This window comes from Salegentibacter maritimus, assembly GCF_016236975.1.
Classification (GTDB): domain Bacteria; phylum Bacteroidota; class Bacteroidia; order Flavobacteriales; family Flavobacteriaceae; genus Salegentibacter; species Salegentibacter maritimus.
Genome location: NZ_JAEHNY010000003.1, coordinates 83890 through 109710 on the forward strand (window position 1 = coordinate 83890; position 25821 = coordinate 109710).

Consider the following 25821-nt stretch of genomic DNA (forward strand, 5'->3'; position numbering starts at 1 on the left):
AAATTGAATTAGTTTTTATCTGAACTCATAGAAAAGGGAAACGCTTCTTTAGTAACAGCCCTCTTAGTATTAGGCGTATTGGATAATTCAAACTGAAGTGTCCCCCCTTGCATTAAATCGTTATAATTTAGATAGTTTTTATTCCATTCCTGTCCATTGAGGGACGCAGATTCTATATAAAAGTTTTCTTCGGAATTATGATTAGCTATAATCTCAAACTTCTTACCATTTTCAAGATGTAGGCTTGCTTTATCAAAAAGCGGGCTACCAATTACATATTGATCAGCTCCCGGCGTAACGGGATAAAATCCTAATGAACTAAACACGTACCAGGCCGAAGTTTGTCCGTTATCTTCATCTCCAGGATAACCATCTGGCGTTGGGGCATAGAGTTTAGTTAGTACTTCCCTAATCCTTTGTTGGGTTTTCCAGGGCTGGCCGGCATAGTTATATAGGTAAATCATATGCTGAATAGGTTGATTTCCGTGGGCATAATTCCCCATATTCACTATTTGCATTTCCCTTATTTCGTGAATGGTAAAGCCGTAATAAGAATCGTCGAATTTAGGTGGCATTTCAAACACGGTGTCCAATTTTTGAGTAAATTGCTTCTTCCCACCCATTAGGTCAATAAGCCCTTCAACATCCTGAAACACACTCCAGGTATAATGCAGGCTATTACCTTCTGTAAAAGCATCTCCCCATTTTAAAGGATTAAAAGGCTCCTGAAAAGTTCCATCTTCATTCTTTCCACGCATTAAATTGGTAGAAGGATCAAAAAGTTTTTTATAATTATAAGCTTGCTTATAAAAGCGATCTGCAATCTTTTCTTTGCCCAAATCTTTCGCCATTTCGGCTATAGTCCAATCGGCATAGGCATATTCCAGGGTTCTTGCAGCGTTTTCGTGAATATCTACATTGTAGGGCACATAGCCTAATTCATTATAATAATCAACGCCTTCCCTTCCTACAGAAGATACCGGACGCCCCTCCTCTACATTTGCATTTTTAAGTATTGCTTCAAAAAGTACATCAACATCTTCAGGGTAAACATTTCCTTTTAAATAGGCATCTACAATGATGGGGGCCGAATTAGAACCAATCATAACCCCTCTATGTCCCGGGCTGGCCCATTCAGGCAGCCATCCAGATTCTTTATAGGTATTGGCCAAACCGGCCATTATCTTTTTATTCAATTCGGGATACATCATATTAAAAAAAGGAAATACAGCCCTAAAAGTATCCCAGAAGCCATTATCGGTAAACATATAACCCGGTAAGACTTCTCCGTTGTAAGGACTATAATGTACACGCTCTCCCTCTTTGTTTATTTCATAAAATCTTCTCGGGAACAACAAAACCCTATACAAGCTTGAATAAAAAGTTTCTATATGGTCTGAATTCTCACCTTCTACTTTTATTCTACCAAGTTCCTGGTTCCATATCTTTTTTGCATTGGCCTTTACTTCCTCAAAATCTTTATCTCCAATTTCAGAATCCAAATTTTGTTGTGCCTGCTCAAGACTAATAAACGAAGAAGCAACTTTTACATTAACTTCCTCTCCTTTTTTTGTTTTAAAACCGATAATAGCCCCTACATGGTCGGCTTCTGCATTAGTAGAATTTTCCTGAAGCTCCCAATTGTCTTTCCAGGTATGTTTAATTTCAAAATCCTTATCAAATTGAGCTACAAAGTAATTATGAAAATTATCAGGTACACCCCCGTGATTATTTCTGGCGTATCCAATTATTTTACGCTCTTCAGGGATAATCTTTACCATAGATCCTTTATTAAAGGCATCTAATACAATATAAGAACTATCTGAATCTGGAAAAGTAAACTTAAAGTGAGCCGCTCTTTCAGTTGGTGCTACTTCTGTAGTAACATCATAATTGGCTAAATAAACGCTGTAATAATGCGGTTTTGCAGTTTCAGCTTTATGAGAAAACCAGGAAGCACGTTCTTCTTCTTCATATTTCAAATCTCCGGTTACTGCCATTAAAGAAAAGGCTGCATAATCGTTTAGCCAGGGGCTGGGCTGATGTGTTTGCTTTATTCCGCGAATTTTATAATCATCATATTTATACGCCCAGCCGTCTCCCATTTCAGCCGTTTGGGGTGTCCAGAAATTCATACCCCATGGCAGGGCTATAGCCGGATAGGTATTCCCATTAGACAAATCGAAAGTAGAATCGGTTCCCATTAAAATATTTACAAAATCTACATAAGAGACTTCTCTTTCTTGCGCAAAGGTACTTGCCGTAAAAACAAGTGTAAAAAGCGTACTGAACAATAAACTTACTTTCATTTTAATATTTTTTGATTTAATGCTAAAAAATCTATCCAAACGGAACACCTTTATAAACTTAGGCTTACAACTATTCTACAATTATTTCATCTAAAAATAACCAGGCTCTACCTTTTCCCGGTAAGCCCTTATAAACATCTACTTTTAACTTCACAAACCTGGCTTTCTGCGGCTCGAAATTGATTTCAAAATCTTTTAAACCAATAGCGCCATTGATTTTAAAATCTCGGGAAACTTCTCCAATCTTTGTGTAGTTTTCTCCATCTTTAGAAGCAAAGGCAGTGACCTTAACCGGAAAATAGATCCCAGAGCCCTGGTTTTCCATAGCACCAACTTTTAGATTTTCAATTTTAGTAAGCTCGCCCAAGTCTACAGTAGTTTCTATATCTTCTCCTAACCAGCCAAGCCACTGGCCATCGTGGAAGTTCTTGGTAGCTCTAATCACATTAACCGTAGTATTTTCCCCTACCCCGGTATAACTATCGTGATACATAGGCTTATAGGTAACCTCTTTCCCCACGGCTTTATGAAAATGAAAGTTTTTAACCAGGGTATCACCTTTGGGTTTTCCATTTTCAAAAACAGCGGCTCTTAGTAAGCTACTGGTATCTACCTGAATAGGCTCGGTATATACTGCAGAAGAAGCATTTAAATTCTTATCGTTTAATGTATATCTAATTTCAGCATCCGGAAACTCGGTATTTAGAGCTATTTCAATAGCACCTGAGTTCGCATCAACTTCACTCTGGGCGGTTACAGAATAAGCACTGGTAGCATAATTAATACCCATAAGATCGAAACGCTTAAACATTACCTGCATCCTTCTAGAAAAATCTGCCCAATCTTTATCCTCTTCCGGGATCCAAAGTACTTCAGACAATGCTGCCAATCTTGGAAAAAGCATATATTCTGAAAGCTCTGGCGAATCTATAAACTCAGACCATAAGTTTGCCTGGCCACCAAGTACATGTTTTTTCTGGGCCACACTCATGCTATCTACAACCGGATCAAATTCGTAAACCTTGGTTAAGGGGGTAAAACCAGAAAACGCCATAGGTTCTGTATCAAAATCACCCTGATAGAAATTAAAATACACGTGGCTTCCAGGGGTCATAATCACATCATGACCTTGCTCTGAAGCTTCCCAGCCACCTTTAGTACCTCTCCAGCTCATTACAGTAGCACCCGGCGCCAGTCCTCCTTCTAAAATCTCGTCCCAGCCAATCAAAATGCGGTCATGAGAGCTAAGGAAATTTTCCATGCGGCGAATAAAATAACTCTGTAACTCCTCTACATCGGCTAATCCTTCTTCCTTTATTCTACGTTGGCAATCCTCACACTTTTCCCACTCTGTTTTGGTTGCCTCGTCACCTCCCACGTGAATATATTTTGCAGGAAATAATTCCATTACCTCCAACAATACGTTCTCAAGAAATTCAAAGGTCTCGTCTTTACCGGCACAATAGATATCGGTTATAGGCCAAAGTCCACCCGATGGCACAGCAACCGGTTTACCGGTACAGGATAGCTCCGGGTAGGCAGCAATAGCGCTGGTAACATGCGCGGGCATTTCAATTTCGGGAATTACATCTATCCCGTGTTTACCGGCATAGGCAACGATTTCCTTAATATCTTCCTGGGTATAAAAACCTCCATAAGTTGCTTGGTCTCCAGGCTTGTTCTCACTACGGGCATCCCAGTGTTTATGCTCCTGGTCTACTCTAAAACCACCTACTTCGGTAAGTTTTGGGTATTTCTTAATCTCAATTCTCCACCCCTGGTCGTCTACCAGGTGCAAATGCAGGGTATTCATTTTTAAGAATGCCAGTCTATCTATAGTTTTGAAAATATATTCTTTCTCAAAAAAATGTCTGGAAACATCTAACATTAACCCACGCCATTCAAATCTGGGCTCATCGCTTATTTCGATTTGAGGAATTTGCCAGTTTATATCGCTTATTTTTTCCTGGCTCTCAATTTCAAGCGGTAACAACTGCCTTACAGTTTCAAGTGCATAAACAAAACCCGAATAAGAAGCAGCCTCAATTACTATTCTCTTATCATTTACATTGAGCTTATAAGCTTCATCATTTAACTCTTTATTTTCTTTAAACTGGATAAAATTAGCTTCCGGTTTTTCTTCAAAGATTTTTAATTCCCAGCCTGCAGCAGCTTCAAACTTCGCACTTAATAATTCTGCAATATCACGTTGATTTTCTCCTTCTAAAACAAAGCCGGTTTCCTTTGTAAAATTAAAACTCCCTTCCTTTAAATTTAATTCTGTAGGCTTGGGAATAAGGCTTAATTCCTCTTCTGAAAAAGTCTTTTGATTGTTCCCTGAACAGGCCGACAAAACTAATACTGTTAAACAAAGTAGGTAGGATAAAGATTTCATCATTAGTAAATTTTATTTGGCTTTGGTGTTTTAATTTTTCTGTTTTTAGATTTTTTCTTTTCGGGTTTATCGGTCATTTTAAAGACTAATTCACCACCTGAGACTATTTCTTTATGAGTTATAAATGCACGATCAAGCTTCTTCCCGTTTAGGTGTACGCTCTTCACATACATATTTTCGGGAGCATAATTTTCTGTTTTTATACTAAACATTTTATTCCCGGGTAAATTTATTTCGGCACTTTCAAAAAGAGGGGCGCCAAGAATATAAATGCCCTGTGCCGGATTTACGGGATAGAACCCAAGGGAACTAAATATATACCAGGAAGACATTTGTCCACAATCTTCATTTCCACAATGTCCCGCCGGTTCATTTTTATACTGACTTGTAAGTACTTCCCTTACCCGCTTTTGGGTTTCAGAAGGATTGTCTAAATAATTATATAAATAGGCTACGTGATGGCTGGGCTCATTACCGTGAGCATATTGCCCAATCATACCTGTACTAAATATTGGAAGTTTATCTGTAGCAAGCGGATGATAGGTAAACATAGAATCCAGTTTTTGTTCAAAGCGTTGCTCGCCACCTACTTCTTTTATCAATGCCGGAATATCTTGTGGCACAAACCAAAAATATTGCCAGGCATTACTTTCACTAAAGTACTTTGTATACTCTTTTGCCACAAAATCTTCTACAAATTCCCCTTGTTCAGTTTTAGGCCTAAAAAAACTACTTTGTTCATCGTAGATATTCTTCCAGTATTGGGAACGTTTTTGAAAGTATTGGTAATCTGCAGTTTTGCCTAAATCTTTAGCAAACATAGCTATGCACCAATCGTCGTAAGCATATTCCAGTGTTTTTGAAACACTCCAATCTTCATTATCTTCACCTGCCGGCACATACCCCAATTCCCGGTAAACATCAATTTCCCGGTCATTGGCCATAGCACTTGCCTTACAGGCTTTATAAGCCAATTCGGCATCAAATTCAAAGCCTTTAAAATAAGCGTCTACCACCACCGGAACGGCGTGATAACCAAGCATCATGTTGGTCTCATTTCCTTGCATAGACCAAACCGGAAGCAAGCCTGTTTCCTGGTAATGAGCAAGCATCGATTCAATAAAATCGGGCACTTTTTCCTGTTGAATTATTGTATAAAGTGGGTGCGCTGCCCGAAACGTATCCCACAAAGAAAAAGTATCGTAACGCTCAAAACCTTTAGCTGTTTCCACCTCGCCATTTGCCCCCTTGTAATTTCCGTTAGGATCACTAAGCAGAGTTGGCGCCAACATAGATTGATACATCATGGTATAAAAAACCGATTTCTGATCTTTATTGGCAGTTGTAATTTTTATTTTTTTCAGCTCACGCTCCCAAATATCATTGGCTTGAGCCCTGTATTTATCAAAACTGAAATGAGGCGCTTCTGTTAGCAGGCTGGCGTAAGCCCCTTCAATATTTGCTGAAGAAACACCTGTTTTTAAAACTATTTGTTCTCCTGAAGTAGTTTTATAGTTCAGGATAATCTTGGTATCGGTTCCTGTAATTTGTTCTTCTGAAACCAGGTTGCCATTTTCAAAAAGTTTAAAACTTTTAAATGGTTTAGAGAGCTTCATCACAAAATAAACCCGTTGATCGTTGGCCCATCCGGTAGACTTTCTAAAACCTTCAATAACCGAGTCGTTTACTACATTAATATGCGTTTCAGTTGGACGGTCCCAATTAAGCGCATAACCCAAATCTACGTGAATTTGGGATAAGGAATCTTTAGGAAAGGTATATTGCTGTATTCCTGTTCGTTTGGTTGCAGTAAGTTCTGCTTTAATGTTGTAATCTAAAAGCTCTACCGAATAATACCCGGGAGAAGCTTCTTCTTTATCATGGCTAAAATGTGAAAAAGGTTTATTATTATTCTCAGGAATTCGTTTAGAAAAACGAGTATTGGTGGGCATCACTAAAATATCATAGAGATCGCCTGCACCGGTTCCTGAAAGATGCATATGGGAGAATCCACTAATTATAGAATCCTGATAGAAATAACCAGCAATACGATCCCAGCCTCCAATGCCATTGTCGGGACTTAATTGAACCATCCCGTAAGGAACGGTGGCACCGGGATAGGTATTTCCCGGGCCATCGGTTCCAATAAAAGGGTTTACATATTCTGTTAGCCTATGCTTTTGGGCAATAGCAGAAACAGTAAACAACATTAATAAAAACAAACCTAAATTCTTCATCTACTTACTCGCTTCTTTTATAGCTTTTAATTGCTCTTTGGTAAGTGCATTTCCATCAAAAAACGAAATTCCTTTAGCCCCATTTTCTTTTGCAAGTTTAATGGCTTCAGTAACATCTTCTCCACTCATAGGTGGTAAGTACACTCCTGTGTGCAAGTCGGTATTTTTTCCTTTTAAATCTTCAACCCCTTGTTTTGTGGCATACCCAATCCAGTCTACCTCCTCATTATAGAAGTTATGGTAGATCATTGGTAAAACGGCGTCAATTTCCCATTTGTCCCAACGCTGACGTACCATATGATCTGCCATTTCAGGATAAGGAAAAACTGCTGCAGTTAATTGCTTATTATTGTCGTGTACAATTTTATAAGCATCATTAACCACATCTCTAATTTTGTTTAAGCGGAATTGTTTCCACTCCATATCTATGGCAGGATTTTCAAAGTCTCTTGGGTTTTTGTGGTGAATTTCTTCAAATTCAGCAACACAAACATCACAGTAACAAAAATCAAACTCAGGAAGTTCCTCTTCTTGTTCCAAATCGTATTTAGGCAATAAGCCTATTGGTAAAAAGATATCAGAAAATCTTATATAATCAAGGTGCACACTAGCCACACCTTCTACCTTAGACAAACCTTCTACCAGGCCTAATACATGATTTCTTGATTCTTCACGCGTAGGGCACAACCACTGGTAATAATCTACATAAGGTCTGGTATCGTGGGTAGAATTTCCATCTCTACTTACTGTGTACCACTCTGGATTTTGCAATGCTACACTATCTCCGGGACGGTTCATAGCCATAATCCAGGCGTGTACCTCCAGTCCTTCTTCTTTAGCCAAAGGAGTTAAACGCGAAAGCAGCTCAGGATCGGTATTGGTATTAATAAGTACCGCTTCAATTCCATTTTCGCTATATTTTTTAAACTCAGAAGTATAAGAAGAGTCTGCTCTTTTTGGGTCTGCGGTGGTCCATACCCAGAATTTAAAGTCGTCCTGCTTTTCTACAGAAGCAGTATCATCCTGATCCTTTTTTGAAGCTGCCACATTATCCAGGCAGGAAGTAAACCCAAGGGCTATTAAAGCAATTAATAAAAGTTTAGTTTTCATATTATTTAATTTTGGAGGTTAAAATTTTACCATCTTCTCTTATGATATATTGTTTCCCGGTGAAAGGGCTTATTACGGCGATATTCCATCCGGCAAGATGAATTTCCAGTTTAGGCTGTAAAGTCTCACCATTTAGCTTAATTGGTTTATTTTCAATTTCACTGATGCTTGAAGCCCATTTTTTATTTTTACTGAAATAGTTTTTATGCTTTCGGTAGAGCTTGTAAAGCATCCATTTAACCTTTTCGTCTTCAGGTATTTCAAACTCGTCCTGCTCCCCGGCATTTTTTGAAGAAAAGTATACATAACCCCAATGCTCAGGTTCGTGCATATTGATAACTCCCTGTGGTGACCATACCCAATTATATTCAGGCAAATATTCACCATTTTTATCTTTCTTTCTGGAATATCTACCTTCAGTAAGATCAAAATCCCAATTTACCCGCGAAAAGTTAACCCTCCAGAATTCTTCTTCCGGAATATTATTATGGATATTTGCTTCTTTTAAAACCTCCCAGGGAATGGCAACCTCAACACTCCAATAATCATCTTCGTCTGAGGCATCATTTAAGGTTCCTGAAATATGTACAGCCGATTGCAAGCCCTGAATATCCCAACTATCAACAATGGGTGCCGGTTCGCGATAGGGTTTTACTATAAAAAGATCCCACACGGTATTTAAGGCATTCATTTCAAACTCCATATAATTATGGGTATCTCCATCTGGATCTATAAAAATTTCAAAATCATTATTATAGAAAATCACCGTATCACGTTGTTTTAGTGTTCCCCAGATGTGAGGCTCTTTCATCTTTGCATAGAAGTAGAGGTTATCTTCATCATACACCATTTTCATATAGGTTTGATATTTTGGCACTTTGTCGCCTTCAATATCAATAAAATCCTTACTTCTGGGTGCTTCTTTCCATGAAGCTTCTTCAGCCCTACCATCTATCTCTATCTCATCGAGAGTTTTATAAGCTATATAAGATCTTGGCGGATTTTGGGCATAAGCAGAATTCAAGGCAAACACACCAATAATGAATAAAAGCAATTTATATTTCATAATTAAAGGCTGTTATTTTTCACATAATCAATAATCTCACTAAGGTGGCCAAAAGCAACCGATGTTACCGTATCTGCAGCACCGTAATAAAGCGCCAATTTATCTTCTTCCTCTGAATGTAAAGCCGCGCAAGGGAAAAGTACATTTGGCACATCGCCCGTTGTTTCATATAGTTCTGCCGGTGCCAACAAATAAGGTTGAGAGCGATATTTTACTTTATCCGGTTCGTTTTCATCTAAAATAGCAGCCCCCACCGAATATCTAAATCCGTTACAGGTGTTAATTACCCCGTGATAAAAAAGTAACCAACCTTCTTTAGTTAAAATAGGAACAGGCCCCGCACCAATTTTAGTACACTGCCAGGCACTATCTTCAAAAGGAGATACTTTCATAACACAGCGATGCTCGCCCCAGTATTTCATATCGGGGCTATAGCTTATATAGATATCACCAAAAGGAGTATGTCCATTATCACTTGGACGACTCAACATAGCATATTTCCCATTTATTTTCTTAGGAAACAAAACGCCATTTCGGTTAAATGGAAGAAATGCATTTTCACATTGATAAAACTTTTTAAAATCGAACGTGTATCCAATTCCTATGGTAGGCCCATGATATCCATTACACCAGGTAATCCAATACCTATCTTCAATAAAAGTAACTCTGGGGTCGTATTTATAATCTGAATCGATCATTTCAGTATTACCAGGATTAAAATCGATGGGTTCATGTTCTATCTCCCAATCGATCCCATTTTTACTGAATCCGGCGAAGATATTCATCTGCACAGCTTTATTATCACATCTAAACACCCCGGCATAACCACCCTCAAATGGGACTACTGCAGAATTAAAAATACTATTAGAACTAGGAATGGCATAACGATCAATAATAGGGTTCTCGTTATATCTCCACATCACTTCCTTAGAATTGCCCGGCCTGTCTTGCCAGGGAATATTATTTTCCATATTAATTTTTATATTTTCTAATTTTATCTAACCATGTAAATTTAAGAATAAGGGAGCTTAAAAGAAAGACTAAAAAGCTTGCCCCCATTTTAGGGTAATCCCTTACCACAAAAAATATTGGCATAAGTATCATCGTAGACTGCCATATTATTCCAACAAGGCAGTTTAACATATCTATCCCAAAATCTTTGTTACCTTTTATTTTTGCATTTTCTGCCTGCAATTCTTTTAGCACCGGTTTCCACAGACCCCATGGTCTCACATTTTTATAAAAACTTTTTAGCGTATCCATACTGGTGGGGGCGGTAAAATAAGTACCCAGGAAAGATCCTAATAAAGAGAATAAAAAGATTGCGGGAAAAAGGTATATGGCCGGAACATGAGCAATTTCATATAAAAAGGAATCGGGAACAAAGTTAGCCTTGTTTTGATCCATAAAAAATTGAGTAGTGGCGATTAACAAGCCAGAAAGCATTCCCCAAAAGTAACCCCAACCATTAAAACGCCACCAAACCCATTTTAAGAAATTGGCTGCCACATAGCCACCATACAGGGCACTGGTAATCCAGAGAGTGATAGAGTTAATAGAATCGGCAAAAAAGCCCATAATAACCCCCAATAGCACCACTAACATAGATGTAATATGACTGGCTTTAATATAGTGACGATCTGTTGCTTTAGGCTTAAAGTATTTTTTATAAATGTCGTTCACAATATAGGCAGGGCCTGCGTTCACAAAAGCAGAAAAGGTAGACATAAATGCCGCCAACAAACCGGCGAGCAACAAACCTTTAACCCCTACCGGCACATGATTATTAATTACTTTTGGTAAAATAACCTCCAAATCATCTCCTGTTATATTACCTGCAGCCGTCATCTCGGGAGCTACATACACCAGGCCTAAAAGTACTACTGCAGCTATTAAAAGATATCTAGGCACAAATAGAACAAGGTTGGTAAAACCACTCATGTATGCAGCTTCCTTTACTGTTCTGGTAGAAAGTATACGTTGCATATCGTAGCTGGGCGTAGGCCCGGCAATACTTGCAAAAAAGCCTTTAAAAAGTGTCATCCCTATAAAAGCCCCAAACATTTTATAACCCTGAGAATCTATAAGAGCATTAAACGGCTCTTTTTTTCCTTCCCAAAAGCCTTGAAGTTCATTACTAATAGAAACACTTTTCCAGGCTTCAGGTATAAGGCTATTCACCTGGGCATCGGTAAAACTCACAAAAGTATATCCAGCTACCAATACACCTGCCAGCACCATGATGCCATATTGTAAAACCTCAGTAGTCACTACAGAAAACATCCCTCCTTTTATGGTATAGATAGTGGTAAAAAATATTATAAGCAAGGCATAAGACTGCTCAGAATTCAAGAGGTTAAATTCGCCTATATAGAGCGAAAGGTCCCATGGAAGAATTACCGTCATAAATTTACCTACCCCTTCAAAAAAATAGGCAATAAAACCTATAGAAGCGATTACGGCAAAAATAGCAACAATAAGGTGTGAAGCCCTACCTGCTTTATCATCACCAAACCTGGTAAGAATCCATTCAGAACCCGTCATTACTCCAGACCGCCTAATCCAAACTGCCAGGAACATCATCACAAAAATTTGGTTCCAAATGGGCCACATCCACATAAACATATAGCTCTTAACCCCGTAAAGAAAAAGAATGCCCACCATCCAGGCAGTACCTGAAACATCAAACATCCCCGAGCCATTGCTTAGCCCTAAGTAATACCATTTAATACTTTTTCCACCCAAAAAATAAGAATCCAGACCTTTAGAAGCCTTTCTTGAAACCCATATTCCAATAAAAATGGTTAGAAAAAGGTAAAGCGCAATAATTAAAACATCTATTAGTCCCATTCCTTAGTCTTTATGCTTAACACCCCAGTCTTTATTGGGTGTACTGCCCATTTCAAACACCAATTCACCACCCTCTAAAAGAGTTTTATGAGAAATAGAAGTTTGGTTGAAATCTTTTCCGTTTAAAGTAGCAGATTGGATATAGATATTTTCTTCGGAAACCTTATTAGCTATAATTTTAAAACTATTTCCATTCTTTAGTTTAATAGTTGATTTCTCAAAAATCGGACTCCCAATTTCATATTCGGTTGAAACGGGGTTAAAAGGATATAAGCCCATAGAACTAAAAACATACCAGGCAGACATTTGCCCCGCGTCTTCATTTCCGCTTAACCCATCGGGTTGTGTACTATACTGGGTTTTTAATATTTCACGAACCCAGAATTGTGTTCGCCAGGGTTGTCCTGCTTTATTAAACAAATAAGCAATATGATGACTGGGCTCGTTCCCGTGTGCATATTGCCCTATTAAACCTGAAATATCTGCCGAGGTATTATCTCCGGTAATTTCAGAACTTTCAGTAAATAATTGCTCTAACTTAGCAGTAAAAGGTTTTGCCCCTCCATGAAGCTCTATTAAATCCTGTGGCTCGTGCAATACAAACCAACTGTGTTGCCAGGCATTACCTTCGGTATAATCTGTATCTACCCTATGGTTGGAGTGTTTGGGATCAAAAGGCGTATTCCACTTTCCTTCTGGAGATTTACCACGCATAAACCCAGTTTCAGGATCAAATAATTCTTTATAGGCCTTAGCCCTTTCTGAAAAATATTCATAATCTTCCTGCTTACCCAAAGCTTCAGCCATTTGCGCCACACACCAATCGTTATAAGCATACTCTAAAGTTTTGGTAACCGATTCATCCCCTAAATTAAAAGGTATATAACCATATTCCTTCAATTCCTTTAAGTTTCGGTCATTTTGCATCATTGTAGCTTTTAATGCCTCATAGGCCTTTTCAGCATCAAAACCTTTAATACCTTTAAAGTAAGCTTCAGCAATTACAGGAACCGAATGATAACCGGTCATGGTATTTGTTTCGTTTCCATAAAGTGTCCAAACTGGAAGGCTTCCACTCTCTTCATAGTATACCAACATACTATTTATAATATCACTGGTTATATCAGGATTCGTAATAGTCAACAAAGGGTTTTGCGCTCTAAATGTATCCCAAAGCGATAAAGTGGAATATGCAGTAAAATCTTTTTGAACAATACTATCGTTTTGTAAACGAAATTCCCCGTTTTTATCACTAAAAATAACCGGAGCCAATTTTGTATGGTAAAGTGCCGAATAAAAAATGGTCTTTAAAGAATCTGTAGGAGTTTCTACGGTGATGTCTGAAAGCGCTTTCTCCCAGGTTTGATTCGCCTGTTTTCTGGTATCATTAAAATTGAAATTCGCATCCCCATCCAGATTTTCTTTAGCATTTTTAAGACTTACCGATGAAAGTGCCACTGCAACCTGCAGTTCTTTAGGATCTTTTTCAAAATACAATTGAGCTGAAGTTTTCTTATTGCTCACCTGAGTTCCTGAGGCTGCTTTGCCTCCCGAAAATAATTCAGATTTTATTATTGGAGTCGAAAATTTAGCTACGAAGAATACTTTTTGATTGTTTGCCCAACCAGTACTGTGCCTATAACCACTAATAGTATATTCGTCCTCTACTTTAATAGACGTCTCTGTAGGTTCGTCCCAGTTTATTGCAAAACCCAAATCTATTACTACAGATTTTTCTTCACCTTCCCCGAAAGTATATTTATGATAAGCAGTTCTTTGCGATGCACTAAGTTCTACATTAACATCAAAATCTTCAAGGAATAATTGATAATACCCGGGCGTTGCCGTTTCATCTATATGCGAATATTTAGAAAGGTAAGGAATATCTTCCCTTTCTTTTACCTCTTTTGTAAGATCTATTTTTTCGTTTACCGGCATAAACAAAATATCGGCAAGATCACCAATTCCGGTTCCAGAAAGATGCAAATGACTAAAACCTGCAACCAGAGAGTCTGAATAATGATAACCTGAACACCAGTCCCAACCACTAACCCCATTATCGGGACTTACTTGCACCATACCAAAAGGAGTGCTCGCACCGGGATAAGTATGCCCGTGCCCTCCCGTACCAATAAATGGATCTACGTAAGAAGTTAGCTTTTTAGCGGGTTCTTGAAAATCATTAGTTTTACCATTTTGCTGCTTACAGGAAACCAAAATAAAGGGCAAAACAAAAAAGAAAAAAGAAAATTTTTTAAACATTTTTTTATTTAAATTATGCTGCATTAAAAAAAATACAGGTAGATATTTCATAAATATTTATATATTCAGCATCCCAAAAAATAATATTAGACAAACAACATTTAAAAAAAGCCGAATAGCTAAAATCTATCTTTTTCCATTCTATGCCATTACGAAAACGTTTTAAGAAAGAGTTTTTTTTAAATGAAAATTGGGAGTATAAAATCGACCCAATTCATCATATAATATTTTGGCTTGTCTACTTTATATTTAACACTTTAAGATGGGGCAGTTACTATGGCGACTACCTTTATTCCCTTAAAACAAATTCGCTGGGATTCCCTATACATATCATTTTATGTTATTTTACTATTTACCTACTCATCCCTAAATTTATTTATACAAAAAGATTCTTTTGGTTCATTTTTCTTTTATTGAGTTCTATTTTCTTAATGGTATTTTTAAAATTTGAACTCACATATCTCCTTATAAGTAATAATGTGTGGCCAGAAGGCCCCGGAGAAACTTCCAGCTTCAGTTTTAACTATATTATGGTAATGATGCTGGGAGAACTATATGTAATATCTTTTGTTACTGCTATTAAAATCACCATAGATTGGATGAGCGAAAACAAAAGAGCGGCCAAACTAAAAAAAGCACAACTTGAGACCGAATTAAGATTTTTACGCTCGCAAATATCGCCGCATTTCTTCTTTAACACTTTAAACAATATATACTCCCTTAGCCTTAATAAATCGCACAAAACCCCTGAAACTATTTTAAAACTTTCAGAATTAATGCGCTATTTAATTTACGAAACAAAACCCAACCTACAAGCTTTAGATAAAGAGATTAATTGCATACAGAATTATCTGGACCTGGAAAAAATTAGATATGGCGAAAAATTGAGCATAGACTTAAAAATTGAGGGGAATACAGCTAATAAAGAAATTACCCCAATGCTACTTATACCGTTTATTGAAAATGCCTTTAAGCATGGAGCCAATAAAAGCATCAAAAAAGTGTTTATTAAGATAGAACTCATTATTAAAGAGGATATTTTGTACTTTAGAGCCATAAATAGCCTACCTAAACCAGAAGAAATCAAAACATATCCCCAGCAAAGACAGGAAGCTAAAAAACAAGGAGGGATAGGCATTGCTAACGTTAAAAAACGTCTTAGCCTATGCTACGACAAAAAAGATTATGAGCTAAAAATCGATAAGAGAGAGTGTGAATTTTTAGTAGACTTAAAGTTAAAATTAGAATGAGCCTTAATTGTGTAATTATTGATGACGAGCCTTTAGCGATAGATGTAATTAAGAACTATATCTCTCAAATAAAAGGTTTAGATATAATAGCAAGCTTCAATAGCGCCCTGGACAGCCTTGATTTTATACAGGAAAACAAGGTAGACCTTCTATTCTTAGACATAAACATGCCTATTTTAGACGGTTATAGTTTTTTAAAAAGTTTAAGCGATAAACCCCAGGTTATTATCACTACTGCCCATGAAGAATATGCGGTAAAAGGATATGAACTTGAAATTTTAGATTACCTGGTAAAACCCATTCCATTCCCCAGATTTCTAAAAGCCATAAATAAGGCCAAAAAAATTCACGAAGAAAACAAAGACGATAACGAAAGCTGGAAAAACAAACATCTTTTTCTAAAAATCAACAAGAAGAAGATGAAAAAGGTTTATTTGAATGACATTTTATTAATTGAAAGTTTAAAAGACTACATAAAAGTAATAACCCCCAATAAAAGCTATATAATTCATCAAACCTTAAGTAGCTTTACCGAGAGCTTACCCCCTAACAGGTTTATAAGAATTCACAGGTCCTATACCGTTTCCCTGGACAAAATTGAAGCCATAGAAGGCAACAGCCTGGAGATTAACGGTAAAAGATATGTTATTGGCCGCAGCTATTTATCTCAGGTAAAAGATATTATTCTAGAAGACTAATCATTTAGCATCTTTCTGGTTTTCAAAAAATACTTAGGGTTCACACCATATTTCTCTTTAAATATCTTAGAAAAGTAGCTCCTATTGTTAAGGCCAATGGCAGTCACAATTTCTGAAATATTCTTATCGGTGGTCATAAGCATCTCTTTAGCAGCCTCCAGTTTCTTATGCTGCATATATTTATTCACGGTAAGATCATACACATATTTAAAGCCTTCCTGCAGTTTATTTACATTGGTACCTGCCTCTTTAGCTAAAGATTCTACTGTTAAATTACTCCCAAGATCCCCCTGTATACGTTTCACCACATAATCTACTTTTTCTATATCAGATTGTCTTAAAATTTGTGGAAGTTTATCACCAGATTCATCATCTTCATATTGCGAAATCTGTATTACCAGCATCTGAAAAGCCTTTGCTTCAAGATATAGAGAACGCAAAAATCCAGAATACTCCCTGGTATTTATCTCGTTCATAATATCAGCAGCTTTAATGCTATAATTCCCCTGATAAAAAAATTGTCTTTCTGCCACCGCGTCTTGAAAAAGCTCCTTTAGAGTGGGATTAAGATTTTCAAAATCGTAATTTCTACGATGAGCAAAAACAGAACGAATTATCTCTAAACTAGACACGTGAGTAGATTCGTTAGCTTTAAAATAAAGCACATGACCATTGTATCCGCTACTGGAAACAATAATATTTTGAAAGGCCTTAATATTATGAACCTTTTCTGTATCCTGAAAAGAATGACCCGTGTTTCCGGCAGAACAAAATATAAATTTTAGAGGGTGCACCGTATTTAGCGAAAAGTGAATTTCTACATCTTCATAAAACTTACAATTGTAAGTTATAAACCCCATTCCCGAATCAAAACTAATACCCCTAATAAAGCCTTCACCTATATGTTCTGGCAATTCTATAGTATGTTCTCCGCTACCATTCTTAACCGGAACATTAAGGCTTTCAGAAATATCCTCGATAATATCCTCTACTGGTAGGGTTTTTACATTTATTCTCATAAATCTAATTATTGGGTGAGACCCTTTACATCAATTTACAATATCCCAATATTAACATCAGCTCATCAAACAACGCAGCAGGACTAATGCTCAATATTTCATGGTAAAGATAAAGCTCTAAGAAAACATATAGTTAAAAGTCATTAGCATTTTTGTTTTAAGCTAATATTAATGTTAAATACGTTAGTTTGGCTTTAAAATTTTAAGCCCTTAAAATACATAATATAGATTATAAAAACCAACTTTTATTTAAAAACAGCCAGGCAAAGTAAATATTTAAACCCCATATCCAAAAATAAACTACCTCATAACGAGTTTCTAGCGCACAACTATGCTTCAACTCTTCCTCAAAAACTTATACGTCACAAAACTGCCTGAAAAATCCATAAGTATCATTTTCAGAAAAATTGATTGGTTGCGTAAGTATTAATAGATATTTTAGACCAAAATAACTTAAAACCTAATAACTGCTATGGCTAAGACCTATTATAACCCCGATGATTTAAGGAAGTTTGGAAAAATAACTGAATGGAGCGAAGAACTGGGAGCTAAGTTTTTTGATTACTACGAAAAAGTTTTTGAAGAAGGAGCGCTCTCTGCTAGGGAGAAATCACTTATAGCCCTTGCCGTATCCCATGTAGTAAAATGCCCTTATTGTATTGATGCTTACACTAAAGATGGTTTACAAAAGGGGATCACAAAAGAAGAAATGATGGAAGCCGTGCATACCGGAGCTGCTATTGAAAGTGGAGCAACCCTGGTACACGGTGTACAAATGATGAACAAATATGATAAATTAAGCATGTAAACCTTTTTAATTGCTTTAGTTTAAATTATTTATTCCCAATAGCACTAAATTTTCAAAATGGCTCTACTAAAATCTTTATCGGCGAGAAAAGATGACCTTTCTAAACCCGAAAACCAGCTTACATTTTTAAGCAACGGGATCTTTAAAGAAGGGGAACTTCCTTTGTTTAAAGATAAAATTGCAGAAACCGGAAATGCCCCTTTAAAACCTAAAAAGCTAGAAATACTTCAACTTAATTTAGGTTATATGTGCAATCAGGTTTGCTCGCATTGTCACGTAGACGCAGGTCCAGATCGGAAGGAGATTATGACCAAAGAAACCATGGAGCAATGCCTGGAGGTTATTAAAACAACCAAAGCCCACACCCTGGATCTTACCGGGGGCGCACCAGAAATGAACCCGAATTTTAGATGGTTTGTAGAAGAAGCCTCAAAAGCCGGAATTAAAGATTTTATTGTTCGTTCTAATCTTACAATTATACTGGCAAATAAGAAGTACCATGATTTACCTGAATTCTTTAAAAAATATAAGGTTCACGTAGTTTCTTCCCTTCCTTTTTATAAACGGGAAAAAACCGATAAGCAGCGTGGTAATGGAGTATTCGACAAGTCTATTAAAGCCCTGCAAATGCTTAACGCTGTAGGTTATGCACAGCCAGGCACGAACCTAAAATTAGATCTTGTTTATAATCCTGCCGGTGCATTTTTACCTACAAACCAGGAGGCCTTGCAAAAAGATTTTAAAAAAGCGCTAAAAGAAGATTTCAATATAGATTTCGATAATCTTTTTGCCATCACCAATTTACCAATTAGTCGTTTTCTGGAATATTTAATCGCTTCCGAAAATTATGAAGATTATATGTATGCACTGGTAGAAGCCTACAATCCTGCTGCGGTAGAAAGTGTAATGTGCACCAATACCATTTCAGTAAGTTGGGATGGCTGGCTATACGACTGCGACTTTAACCAAATGCTGGCCTTAAAAGTAGATAGTAAAGTGCAGCATATTAGTGAATATAACGAAGACCTGCTTAGTAATCGCGAAATAAGAATTTCACAACATTGTTACGGTTGTACCGCCGGTGCCGGAAGTAGCTGCCAGGGTACCGTAGCCTAACCAACCTCGCTAAACCATTAAATTTTGAGCCTAAAAACCTCCCAGAACTTATTAATTATCTTTACAAGAAATCCGGAACCGGGAAAAGTAAAGACCCGGCTCGCCATAGATATTGGGGACACGGCTGCTTTTGAAGTTTATAAGTTTTTACTACAACATACTGTTTCGGTTACTAAAAATCTTCCTGTTAGCAAAAAGGTTTATTATTCTGAAGATATTGTAGATAAAGACATCTGGAATTTAGAGCTATATTCGAAAAAGCTTCAAGAGGGAAAAGAATTGGGTGAACGTATGAAGAATGCTTTTAAAGAAGGTTTTGAAGAAGGCTATAAACATATTGTTATTATTGGCAGCGATCTTTACGATTTAAAACAGGAAGACCTGGAAAACGCCTTTCATCTACTTCAGGAAAAAGAAGTGGTTCTTGGCCCTGCTACAGATGGCGGTTATTATTTATTGGGTATGAACCAATTGTTTCCGGAAGTTTTTCAGGGAAAAGAATGGGGAAGCTCATCGGTTTTCCAGGAGACTGTAAAAGATTTAAAAGGAAAAGATATTGGCTTTCTTGAAGCCAGGAACGATGTAGATTATTATTCAGATATTAAAGATCATAAAGATTTTCAGCAATTTTTCAAAAAGTAAAAAATGATTCAAAAAATAGAGGAAACAACTAAATACCTCAAAAAAAAAGGCTTTATAAATCCGGAGATAGGGATTATACTGGGCACAGGCCTGGGTCAACTCTCAGATGAAATAATAACAGAGGTAGAGGTTAGCTACAACGAGATACCTCATTTTCCTACCGCCACAGTAGAATTCCATAAAGGAAAATTGATTTTTGGAGAGCTGGAAGGAAAAAAAGTGGTAGTGATGCAGGGGCGTTTTCATATGTACGAAGGCTATACTATGCAAGAGGTAACCTTTCCTGTTCGCATTATGCATCAACTGGGTATTAAAAAGCTCCTGGTTTCAAATGCTTCAGGTTCAATCAATTTGAAATTTAAAAAAGGGGAACTTATGCTTATTGACGATCATATTAATTTGCTGGGAGATTCTCCTCTGGCTTTTAAAGGGGTTTCCCAATTGGGTGAACGTTTTGTAGATATGAGTGCTCCTTATAATGCCGAGATGAACGCAGCCTTTGAAACTATTGCTAAAAAAGAGGGAATAAAACTACATAAAGGGGTTTACGCAGCACTTTTAGGGCCACAATTAGAAACCCGTGCCGAATATAGAATGTTGAAAATTTTGGGCGCAGATGCTGTTGGAATGAGTACTGTGCCAGAAATTATTGTGGCCAATCATTTAAACCTGCCGGTTTCAGCTATTTCTGTAATTACCGATGAAGGTGACCCTGATAACCTAAAACCGGTAAATATCGATGAAATTATTGCTATGGCCGCGAAAGCAGAACCAAATATGATTACGCTATTTAAAGAAGTTGTAAAAGCTGTTTAAGCAGAAAATCACAAATAAAATTCAGCAGGTATAATCAAAATAGAATACTTTAATTTTGAGGAAGGCCTCTAAGTCCCGATAGTGATCGGGATAAATCTCGATTATCTGGCAAATATGGAACACATAGTTATTATAGGAAATGGGATTGCAGGAATTACCTGTGCGCGGCACATTAGGAAAAATTCCGACGCAAAAATTACCGTAATTTCTGCGGAAAGCGATTATTTCTTTTCTCGCACCGCATTGATGTATGTGTATATGGGCCATATGAAATGGAATCACTTAAAACCTTATGAAGATTGGTTTTGGGAGAAAAATAGAATTGATTTAAAAAAAGCCTGGGTTGACACTATAGATTTTGAAGGGAAAACATTGCATTTCTCTTCTGAAGAAACAATGAGTTATGATAAGCTGGTTTTGGCAACAGGCTCGGTTTATAACAAATTTGGTTGGGAAGGTCAGGATTTAGAAGGAGTGCAGGGACTGGTTTCTAAACAAGATTTAGAACTGCTGGAGAAAAACACTCAAACTTGCCAAAAAGCAGTAATTATTGGTGGAGGATTGATTGGTGTGGAACTAGCTGAAATGCTTAATACACGAAATATTGAGGTAACTTTTCTAATCCGGGAAGAAGCCTTTTGGCATAATGTATTGCCAATTCAGGATGCTAAACTAATCTCTAAACACATTAGATCGCACGGGGTAGATCTTAGGGAAGAAACCGAACTGGATCGGGTTATTGGCGATCAAGACGGAAAAGTCACTTCTATAATCACAAATTCGGGTGAAGAAATTGAATGCCAGTTGGTAGGACTTTGTACAGGGGTTAGACCCAATATAGATTTTCTTGCAGATTCGGCTTTAGAAACAGATAAGGGAATTCTGGTAGACGAATTTCTACAAACCAACATTAAAGACGTTTTTGCTATTGGCGATTGTGCACAGGTAAAACAACCCCTACCCCATCGAAAACCTATTGAAGCCGTTTGGTATGCAGGCCGTATGATGGGCGAAACCCTGGCACAAACCTTAACAGGCAATACGATGAAATACAAACCCGGGAACTGGTTTAACTCGGCTAAATTCTTTGATATTGAATATCAAACTTACGGCAATGTTTCAGCACAACCGGGCGATAATGAAATGCACTTTCACTGGCAGCATAAAGATAATACCAAAGCCATTACTATTGCTTTTGATGCTAACTCCAATAAATTCCTGGGAATAAACACCTTTGGAATAAGGATGCGCCATGCCATATTTGACCAGTGGTTAAATGAAAATCGCAAGATAGATCACGTCCTGGCCAACTTAAAGCAGGCCAATTTTGATCCTGAGTTTTACACTCGGTACGAAAAAGAAATTTTTAAAAGTTTTAAAGAGAATTTACAGAAAGTATGAGCAAAATAGAACACAATATGTCTCTTACACCAGAGGCAGCGACAAAACTTTCTACCAGGCAAAAACTGGCCAGCGGTATAGGTTTGATTGGGCTTTTCATTTTAGTACTGGCCATAGCCAATGTAAACTTTCCAAACAAGCCCCTATTTTTAAGTTTGTCTTTAGGGCTTATTGCATTGGGGACCGTAATTTTCGCCAACGATTTATATCTGGGCAAACACGCGGGTATCAAAAACGACGGAGTTTGGTTTAAATCACTTAGTGGCCGTGGTTTTTGGGCCTGGGTCCTGGGCATTGTTCTTACGCTTTTTTATGTGGTTTTATATTGGTTTCCGCAGTATCTAGGACTTAATGCCGATGGGCAAAACACAGGGATCATTTCACTTTTCGATCCATTAAGTAAATTAATTAGCGGAAACCCTGCCAGCCAATGGTTTGTATATGGCACACTGTATACCCTGGCTATTCTGGCTTTTGGATATAAGTTTATTTTAAAATATCGCAATAATCGCTACGAAGTAATTCGCACCTTCTCGGTGATGTTCTTTCAGTTGGGTTTTGCCTTTCTAATTCCCGAAATTTTAATTCGGTTAAACCAACCTTACTATAACCCCGCCAATATTTGGCCGCTTAACTACGATTTGTTTACCGATTATAAGATCAACGAATTCCTTTCAGCAGGCAATGTTGGCGTAATTATGCTAGTTTTTGGATTGATTTCCATATTTGTAATCACGCCTATTTTAACCTATAAATACGGAAAACGCTGGTATTGTAGCTGGGTTTGCGGTTGCGGTGGACTTGCAGAAACCGCCGGCGACCCGTACCGTCAACTTTCTGACAAATCTCAACATGCCTGGAAGATTGAACGCTGGGTAATTCATAGTGTTCTAGTATTTGTTACGGTTATGACCATTGCGGTTTTGTATTCATTTTTAGGCGACAGTGCCAATGATTTCTGGCTTACCAAAGATGCTTTTCTTTGGGGAACTGCCGGTTTTCTTACGTTGCTTTTCGCGGTAATTATGATTTTTAAACGTAAAGAATTAGCTAAGGATGCTAAATATGGTGCTATTGGCTATTTGGTGGTAATTTTATCAATTATCTGTATTAATTATTTCAGCGGAAATGGAAATATCTTTTTCTTCGGGGGCTATCAACTTCGGGAATGGTATGGTTTCTTGATTGGTGCCGCATTTTCGGGGGTTATTGGCGTAGGCTTTTATCCAATTTTCGGAAGCAGGGTTTGGTGCCGTTACGGTTGCCCAATGGCAGCGATTTTAGGAATGCAGCAACGCCTTTTTTCAAGATTTAGAATTACTACCAACGGCGGGCAATGTATCTCCTGTGGAAATTGCTCTACCTATTGCGAAATGGGAATTGATGTGCGCGCTTATGCTCAAAAAGGAGAAAATATAGTACGCTCCAGTTGTGTTGGCTGCGGAATCTGCTCGGCGGTTTGCCCAAGAGGAGTGTTAAAACTTGAAAATGACGATATGGAGGGACGCATAAACTCTGAAGAAGTGCTCTTGGGAAATGATGTAAACCTAATGGACCTGGTAAACCAGAAATCGAAGTAAATGCCACAAGAAAATCAAGAATTCCAGGGCAGTCACGAAAAATGTGAGCCTGGCCCAAATTATCCTAAAAACTCTAAGTCTGAAGTAGACTTTTCTTCCAAAAAAATCAAAGTAATTATTCCGGCTTTTAATGAGGAAGAATCTATAGCAAAGGTTATTGCGGAAATTCCGGAGATTGTTCAGGAGGTTATTGTGGTAAGCAATAATTCTACCGATGCTACTGAAGCCAATGCTAAAAATGCCGGTGCCACAGTATTACAGGAAAAAAGAAAAGGTTATGGCTATGCTTGTTTAAAGGGACTGGACTATATTTCCCAACAGCCCTTTGAAAGCCCTAAACCGGATATTATTGTTTTTTTAGACGGAGATTATAGTGATTTCCCCGCCGAATTAACTAAAATAATCGCCCCAATTATTGAAGAAAATAAAGATTTGGTTATTGGCTCCAGGGTTAAAAGATGGAGAGAAAAAGGTTCGATGACCTTTCCGCAGATATTTGGAAACTGGTTGGCAACTTCTCTAATGAAATTATTTTTTAATGCCAGGTTTACAGATTTGGGGCCGTTTAGAGCAATTAAATACCATAAATTGCTGGAGCTGCAAATGCAGGATAAAACTTACGGCTGGACGGTAGAGATGCAATTGAAAGCCTTAAAAAAGGGGTTTTCTTACACCGAAGTGCCGGTACATTATAAAAACAGGATTGGCACCTCAAAAGTTTCCGGCACTGTGAAAGGTGCTATCTTTGCAGGAGTTAAAATATTAGGTTGGATTTTTAAATATAGTTTTAAATAATGGATTTAGCCATTATCATCATATACACACTTGCCCTGCTGTTTATTTTCTTATATAGTATTTCGCAGCTTCAATTATTATTGAATTATCTAAAGGCAAAAAAAAAGGTGGATGCTTCTGAGAAATTCAACCTTAAAAATCCTGTCGAAACACCTTTTATTACCATACAACTTCCCCTATACAACGAGCTATATGTGGTGGAGCGCCTTTTAAAAAATATTGCCAGAATTGAATATCCAGCGGAGAAATTAGAGATTCAGGTATTAGATGACTCTACCGATGAATCGGTTCAAAAAATTAAGGCTCTAGTAAAGCAACTCAAAGAAACCGGACTGGATATTCAGCATATCACAAGAAAAAATCGTAGTGGCTTTAAAGCCGGCGCATTAAAAGAGGGTTTAAAGATCGCCAAAGGAGAATTTATTGCCATTTTCGATTCCGATTTTTTACCAAACAAAGATTGGCTGTTACAAACAGTACCTTATTTTAAAAATCCTAAAATTGGTGTGGTACAAACCCGTTGGGGGCATATTAATCGAGACTATTCTTTACTTACAAAAATCCAGGCTTTTGCTTTAGATTTTCACTTTATCCTGGAGCAAACCGGACGTAATTTTGGCAGGCATTTTATCAACTTTAACGGCACCGCCGGAATATGGAGAAAGGAATGTATTCTAGACGCAGGAAACTGGAGCGGAGACACTTTAACAGAAGACCTCGATTTAAGTTACCGGGCACAACTCAAAAACTGGGAATTTAAATACCTGGAAGATGTAGAAACCCCGGCCGAATTGCCGGTAGCAATAAGTGCGGCACGTTCACAACAATTTCGCTGGAACAAAGGCGCCGCCGAAAATTTTAAAAAGAATTTTAAAAAATTACTAAAGGATAAAACTGTTCCTTTTAGCACAAAATTTCATGCGTTTTTCCACTTACTTAACTCCAGTATGTTCCTGGTGATCCTGGTGTTAGCGGTATTGAGCATTCCCATTCTTTTTATTAAAAACAACAATCCCCAGTTTGGCTGGTATTTTAATTTGGCGGCCTTCTTTTTAGTGAGCACGTTAATTTTCTTTTTTTGCTATTATGTCGCGTATTCAAGAATTCACGGAAGGGATTTTAAAAGCTTTTTAAATTTTATAGTCCTGTTTTTTACCTTCTTTTCGGTAGCTATGGGATTTTCGGTTCACAATTCGCTGGCGGTTTTAGAAGGGCATCTCGGAAAAAAATCGGCTTTTATTAGAACCCCAAAATTCAATGTAAGTTCCCTGAACGATTCCTGGAAAAAGAATATTTATATTCAACAAAAGTTTTCGTTAAGTATTGCGGTTGAATTCTCTCTATGGGTGTATTTTGGTTTCGGACTCTATAGCGCTTTTATGCTGAACGATTTTAGCCTGGCCATTTTTCATCTGATGCTTTTTATAGGCTTTGGCTTTGTGGTTTTTAGATCGGTGAGGATTTAAA

At 37.5% G+C, this 25821-nt stretch carries 19 protein-coding genes; 10 read left to right on the forward strand and 9 right to left on the reverse strand.

What is annotated here, in order from left to right:
• Nucleotides 1–8: 8 nt before the first annotated feature.
• The 8 genes from I6U50_RS04025 to I6U50_RS04060 form a co-directional block, all read right to left on the reverse strand.
• Nucleotides 9–2309 (reverse strand): GH92 family glycosyl hydrolase, encoded by a 2301-nt coding sequence (locus I6U50_RS04025; protein ID WP_198637946.1) that lies wholly within the window; start codon nucleotides 2307–2309, stop codon nucleotides 9–11.
• Between the two features lie 70 nt (nucleotides 2310–2379).
• Nucleotides 2380–4707, reverse strand: a complete 2328-nt coding sequence (locus tag I6U50_RS04030; RefSeq protein ID WP_232805875.1) for a glycoside hydrolase family 20 protein — start codon at nucleotides 4705–4707, stop codon at nucleotides 2380–2382.
• Entirely contained in the window at nucleotides 4707–6941 is a 2235-nt protein-coding gene (locus I6U50_RS04035) for a GH92 family glycosyl hydrolase (RefSeq protein ID WP_198637947.1), read from the reverse strand. The genes I6U50_RS04030 and I6U50_RS04035 overlap by 1 nt, the downstream gene beginning before the upstream one ends.
• A complete protein-coding gene (locus tag I6U50_RS04040; protein WP_198637948.1) occupies nucleotides 6942–8051 on the reverse strand; it encodes a putative glycoside hydrolase in 1110 nt (369 codons plus the stop codon).
• Between the two features lies 1 nt (nucleotide 8052).
• Nucleotides 8053–9117, reverse strand: coding sequence for a carbohydrate-binding family 9-like protein (locus I6U50_RS04045; RefSeq protein ID WP_198637949.1), 1065 nt, complete (start codon nucleotides 9115–9117; stop codon nucleotides 8053–8055).
• A gap of 2 nt (nucleotides 9118–9119) precedes the next feature.
• Nucleotides 9120–10088, reverse strand: a complete 969-nt coding sequence (locus tag I6U50_RS04050; protein ID WP_198637950.1) for a glycoside hydrolase family 130 protein — start codon at nucleotides 10086–10088, stop codon at nucleotides 9120–9122.
• A 1-nt stretch (nucleotide 10089) separates the two neighbouring features.
• Nucleotides 10090–11967 (reverse strand): sodium:solute symporter family protein, encoded by a 1878-nt coding sequence (locus I6U50_RS04055; RefSeq protein WP_193711313.1) that lies wholly within the window; start codon nucleotides 11965–11967, stop codon nucleotides 10090–10092.
• A gap of 3 nt (nucleotides 11968–11970) precedes the next feature.
• Nucleotides 11971–14229 (reverse strand): GH92 family glycosyl hydrolase, encoded by a 2259-nt coding sequence (locus I6U50_RS04060; RefSeq protein WP_198637951.1) that lies wholly within the window; start codon nucleotides 14227–14229, stop codon nucleotides 11971–11973.
• 479 nt (nucleotides 14230–14708) lie between these two features.
• On the opposite strand from I6U50_RS04060, the gene I6U50_RS04065 reads away from it, so the two are divergent.
• Nucleotides 14709–15479, forward strand: a complete 771-nt coding sequence (locus I6U50_RS04065; protein ID WP_317192013.1) for a sensor histidine kinase — start codon at nucleotides 14709–14711, stop codon at nucleotides 15477–15479.
• A complete protein-coding gene (locus tag I6U50_RS04070; RefSeq protein WP_193711316.1) occupies nucleotides 15476–16177 on the forward strand; it encodes a LytR/AlgR family response regulator transcription factor in 702 nt (233 codons plus the stop codon). The genes I6U50_RS04065 and I6U50_RS04070 overlap by 4 nt, the downstream gene beginning before the upstream one ends.
• Here I6U50_RS04070 and I6U50_RS04075 read toward each other — a convergent pair.
• A complete protein-coding gene (locus tag I6U50_RS04075) occupies nucleotides 16174–17196 on the reverse strand; it encodes a helix-turn-helix domain-containing protein (RefSeq protein WP_193711317.1) in 1023 nt (340 codons plus the stop codon). The two genes, I6U50_RS04070 and I6U50_RS04075, sit on opposite strands and share 4 nt — an antisense overlap.
• Before the next feature lie 472 nt (nucleotides 17197–17668).
• Here I6U50_RS04075 and I6U50_RS04080 point away from each other — a divergent pair, with 472 nt between their 5' ends.
• The 8 genes from I6U50_RS04080 (at nucleotide 17669) to I6U50_RS04115 (ending at nucleotide 25820) form a co-directional block, all read left to right on the forward strand.
• A complete protein-coding gene (locus I6U50_RS04080) occupies nucleotides 17669–18004 on the forward strand; it encodes an arsenosugar biosynthesis-associated peroxidase-like protein (protein WP_193711318.1) in 336 nt (111 codons plus the stop codon).
• A gap of 57 nt (nucleotides 18005–18061) precedes the next feature.
• Entirely contained in the window at nucleotides 18062–19120 is a 1059-nt protein-coding gene (gene arsS / locus I6U50_RS04085; RefSeq protein ID WP_198637953.1) for an arsenosugar biosynthesis radical SAM (seleno)protein ArsS, read from the forward strand.
• Nucleotides 19121–19144: 24 nt separating this feature from the next.
• Entirely contained in the window at nucleotides 19145–19762 is a 618-nt protein-coding gene (locus I6U50_RS04090; protein WP_198637954.1) for a TIGR04282 family arsenosugar biosynthesis glycosyltransferase, read from the forward strand.
• A gap of 3 nt (nucleotides 19763–19765) precedes the next feature.
• The gene (locus I6U50_RS04095) at nucleotides 19766–20578 is read left to right on the forward strand and encodes a purine-nucleoside phosphorylase (protein ID WP_198637955.1); all 813 of its coding nucleotides are present in this window, start codon (nucleotides 19766–19768) and stop codon (nucleotides 20576–20578) included.
• A 114-nt stretch (nucleotides 20579–20692) separates the two neighbouring features.
• Nucleotides 20693–21979 (forward strand): NAD(P)/FAD-dependent oxidoreductase, encoded by a 1287-nt coding sequence (locus I6U50_RS04100; RefSeq protein ID WP_198637956.1) that lies wholly within the window; start codon nucleotides 20693–20695, stop codon nucleotides 21977–21979.
• Entirely contained in the window at nucleotides 21976–23559 is a 1584-nt protein-coding gene (locus I6U50_RS04105) for a 4Fe-4S binding protein (protein WP_198637957.1), read from the forward strand. Before I6U50_RS04100 ends, I6U50_RS04105 begins: the two co-directional genes overlap by 4 nt.
• Nucleotides 23560–24354, forward strand: a complete 795-nt coding sequence (locus I6U50_RS04110) for a glycosyltransferase family 2 protein (protein WP_198637958.1) — start codon at nucleotides 23560–23562, stop codon at nucleotides 24352–24354. It begins immediately after the preceding gene.
• Nucleotides 24354–25820 (forward strand): cellulose synthase family protein, encoded by a 1467-nt coding sequence (locus I6U50_RS04115; protein WP_198637959.1) that lies wholly within the window; start codon nucleotides 24354–24356, stop codon nucleotides 25818–25820. Before I6U50_RS04110 ends, I6U50_RS04115 begins: the two co-directional genes overlap by 1 nt.
• Nucleotide 25821: the final 1 nt, after the last annotated feature.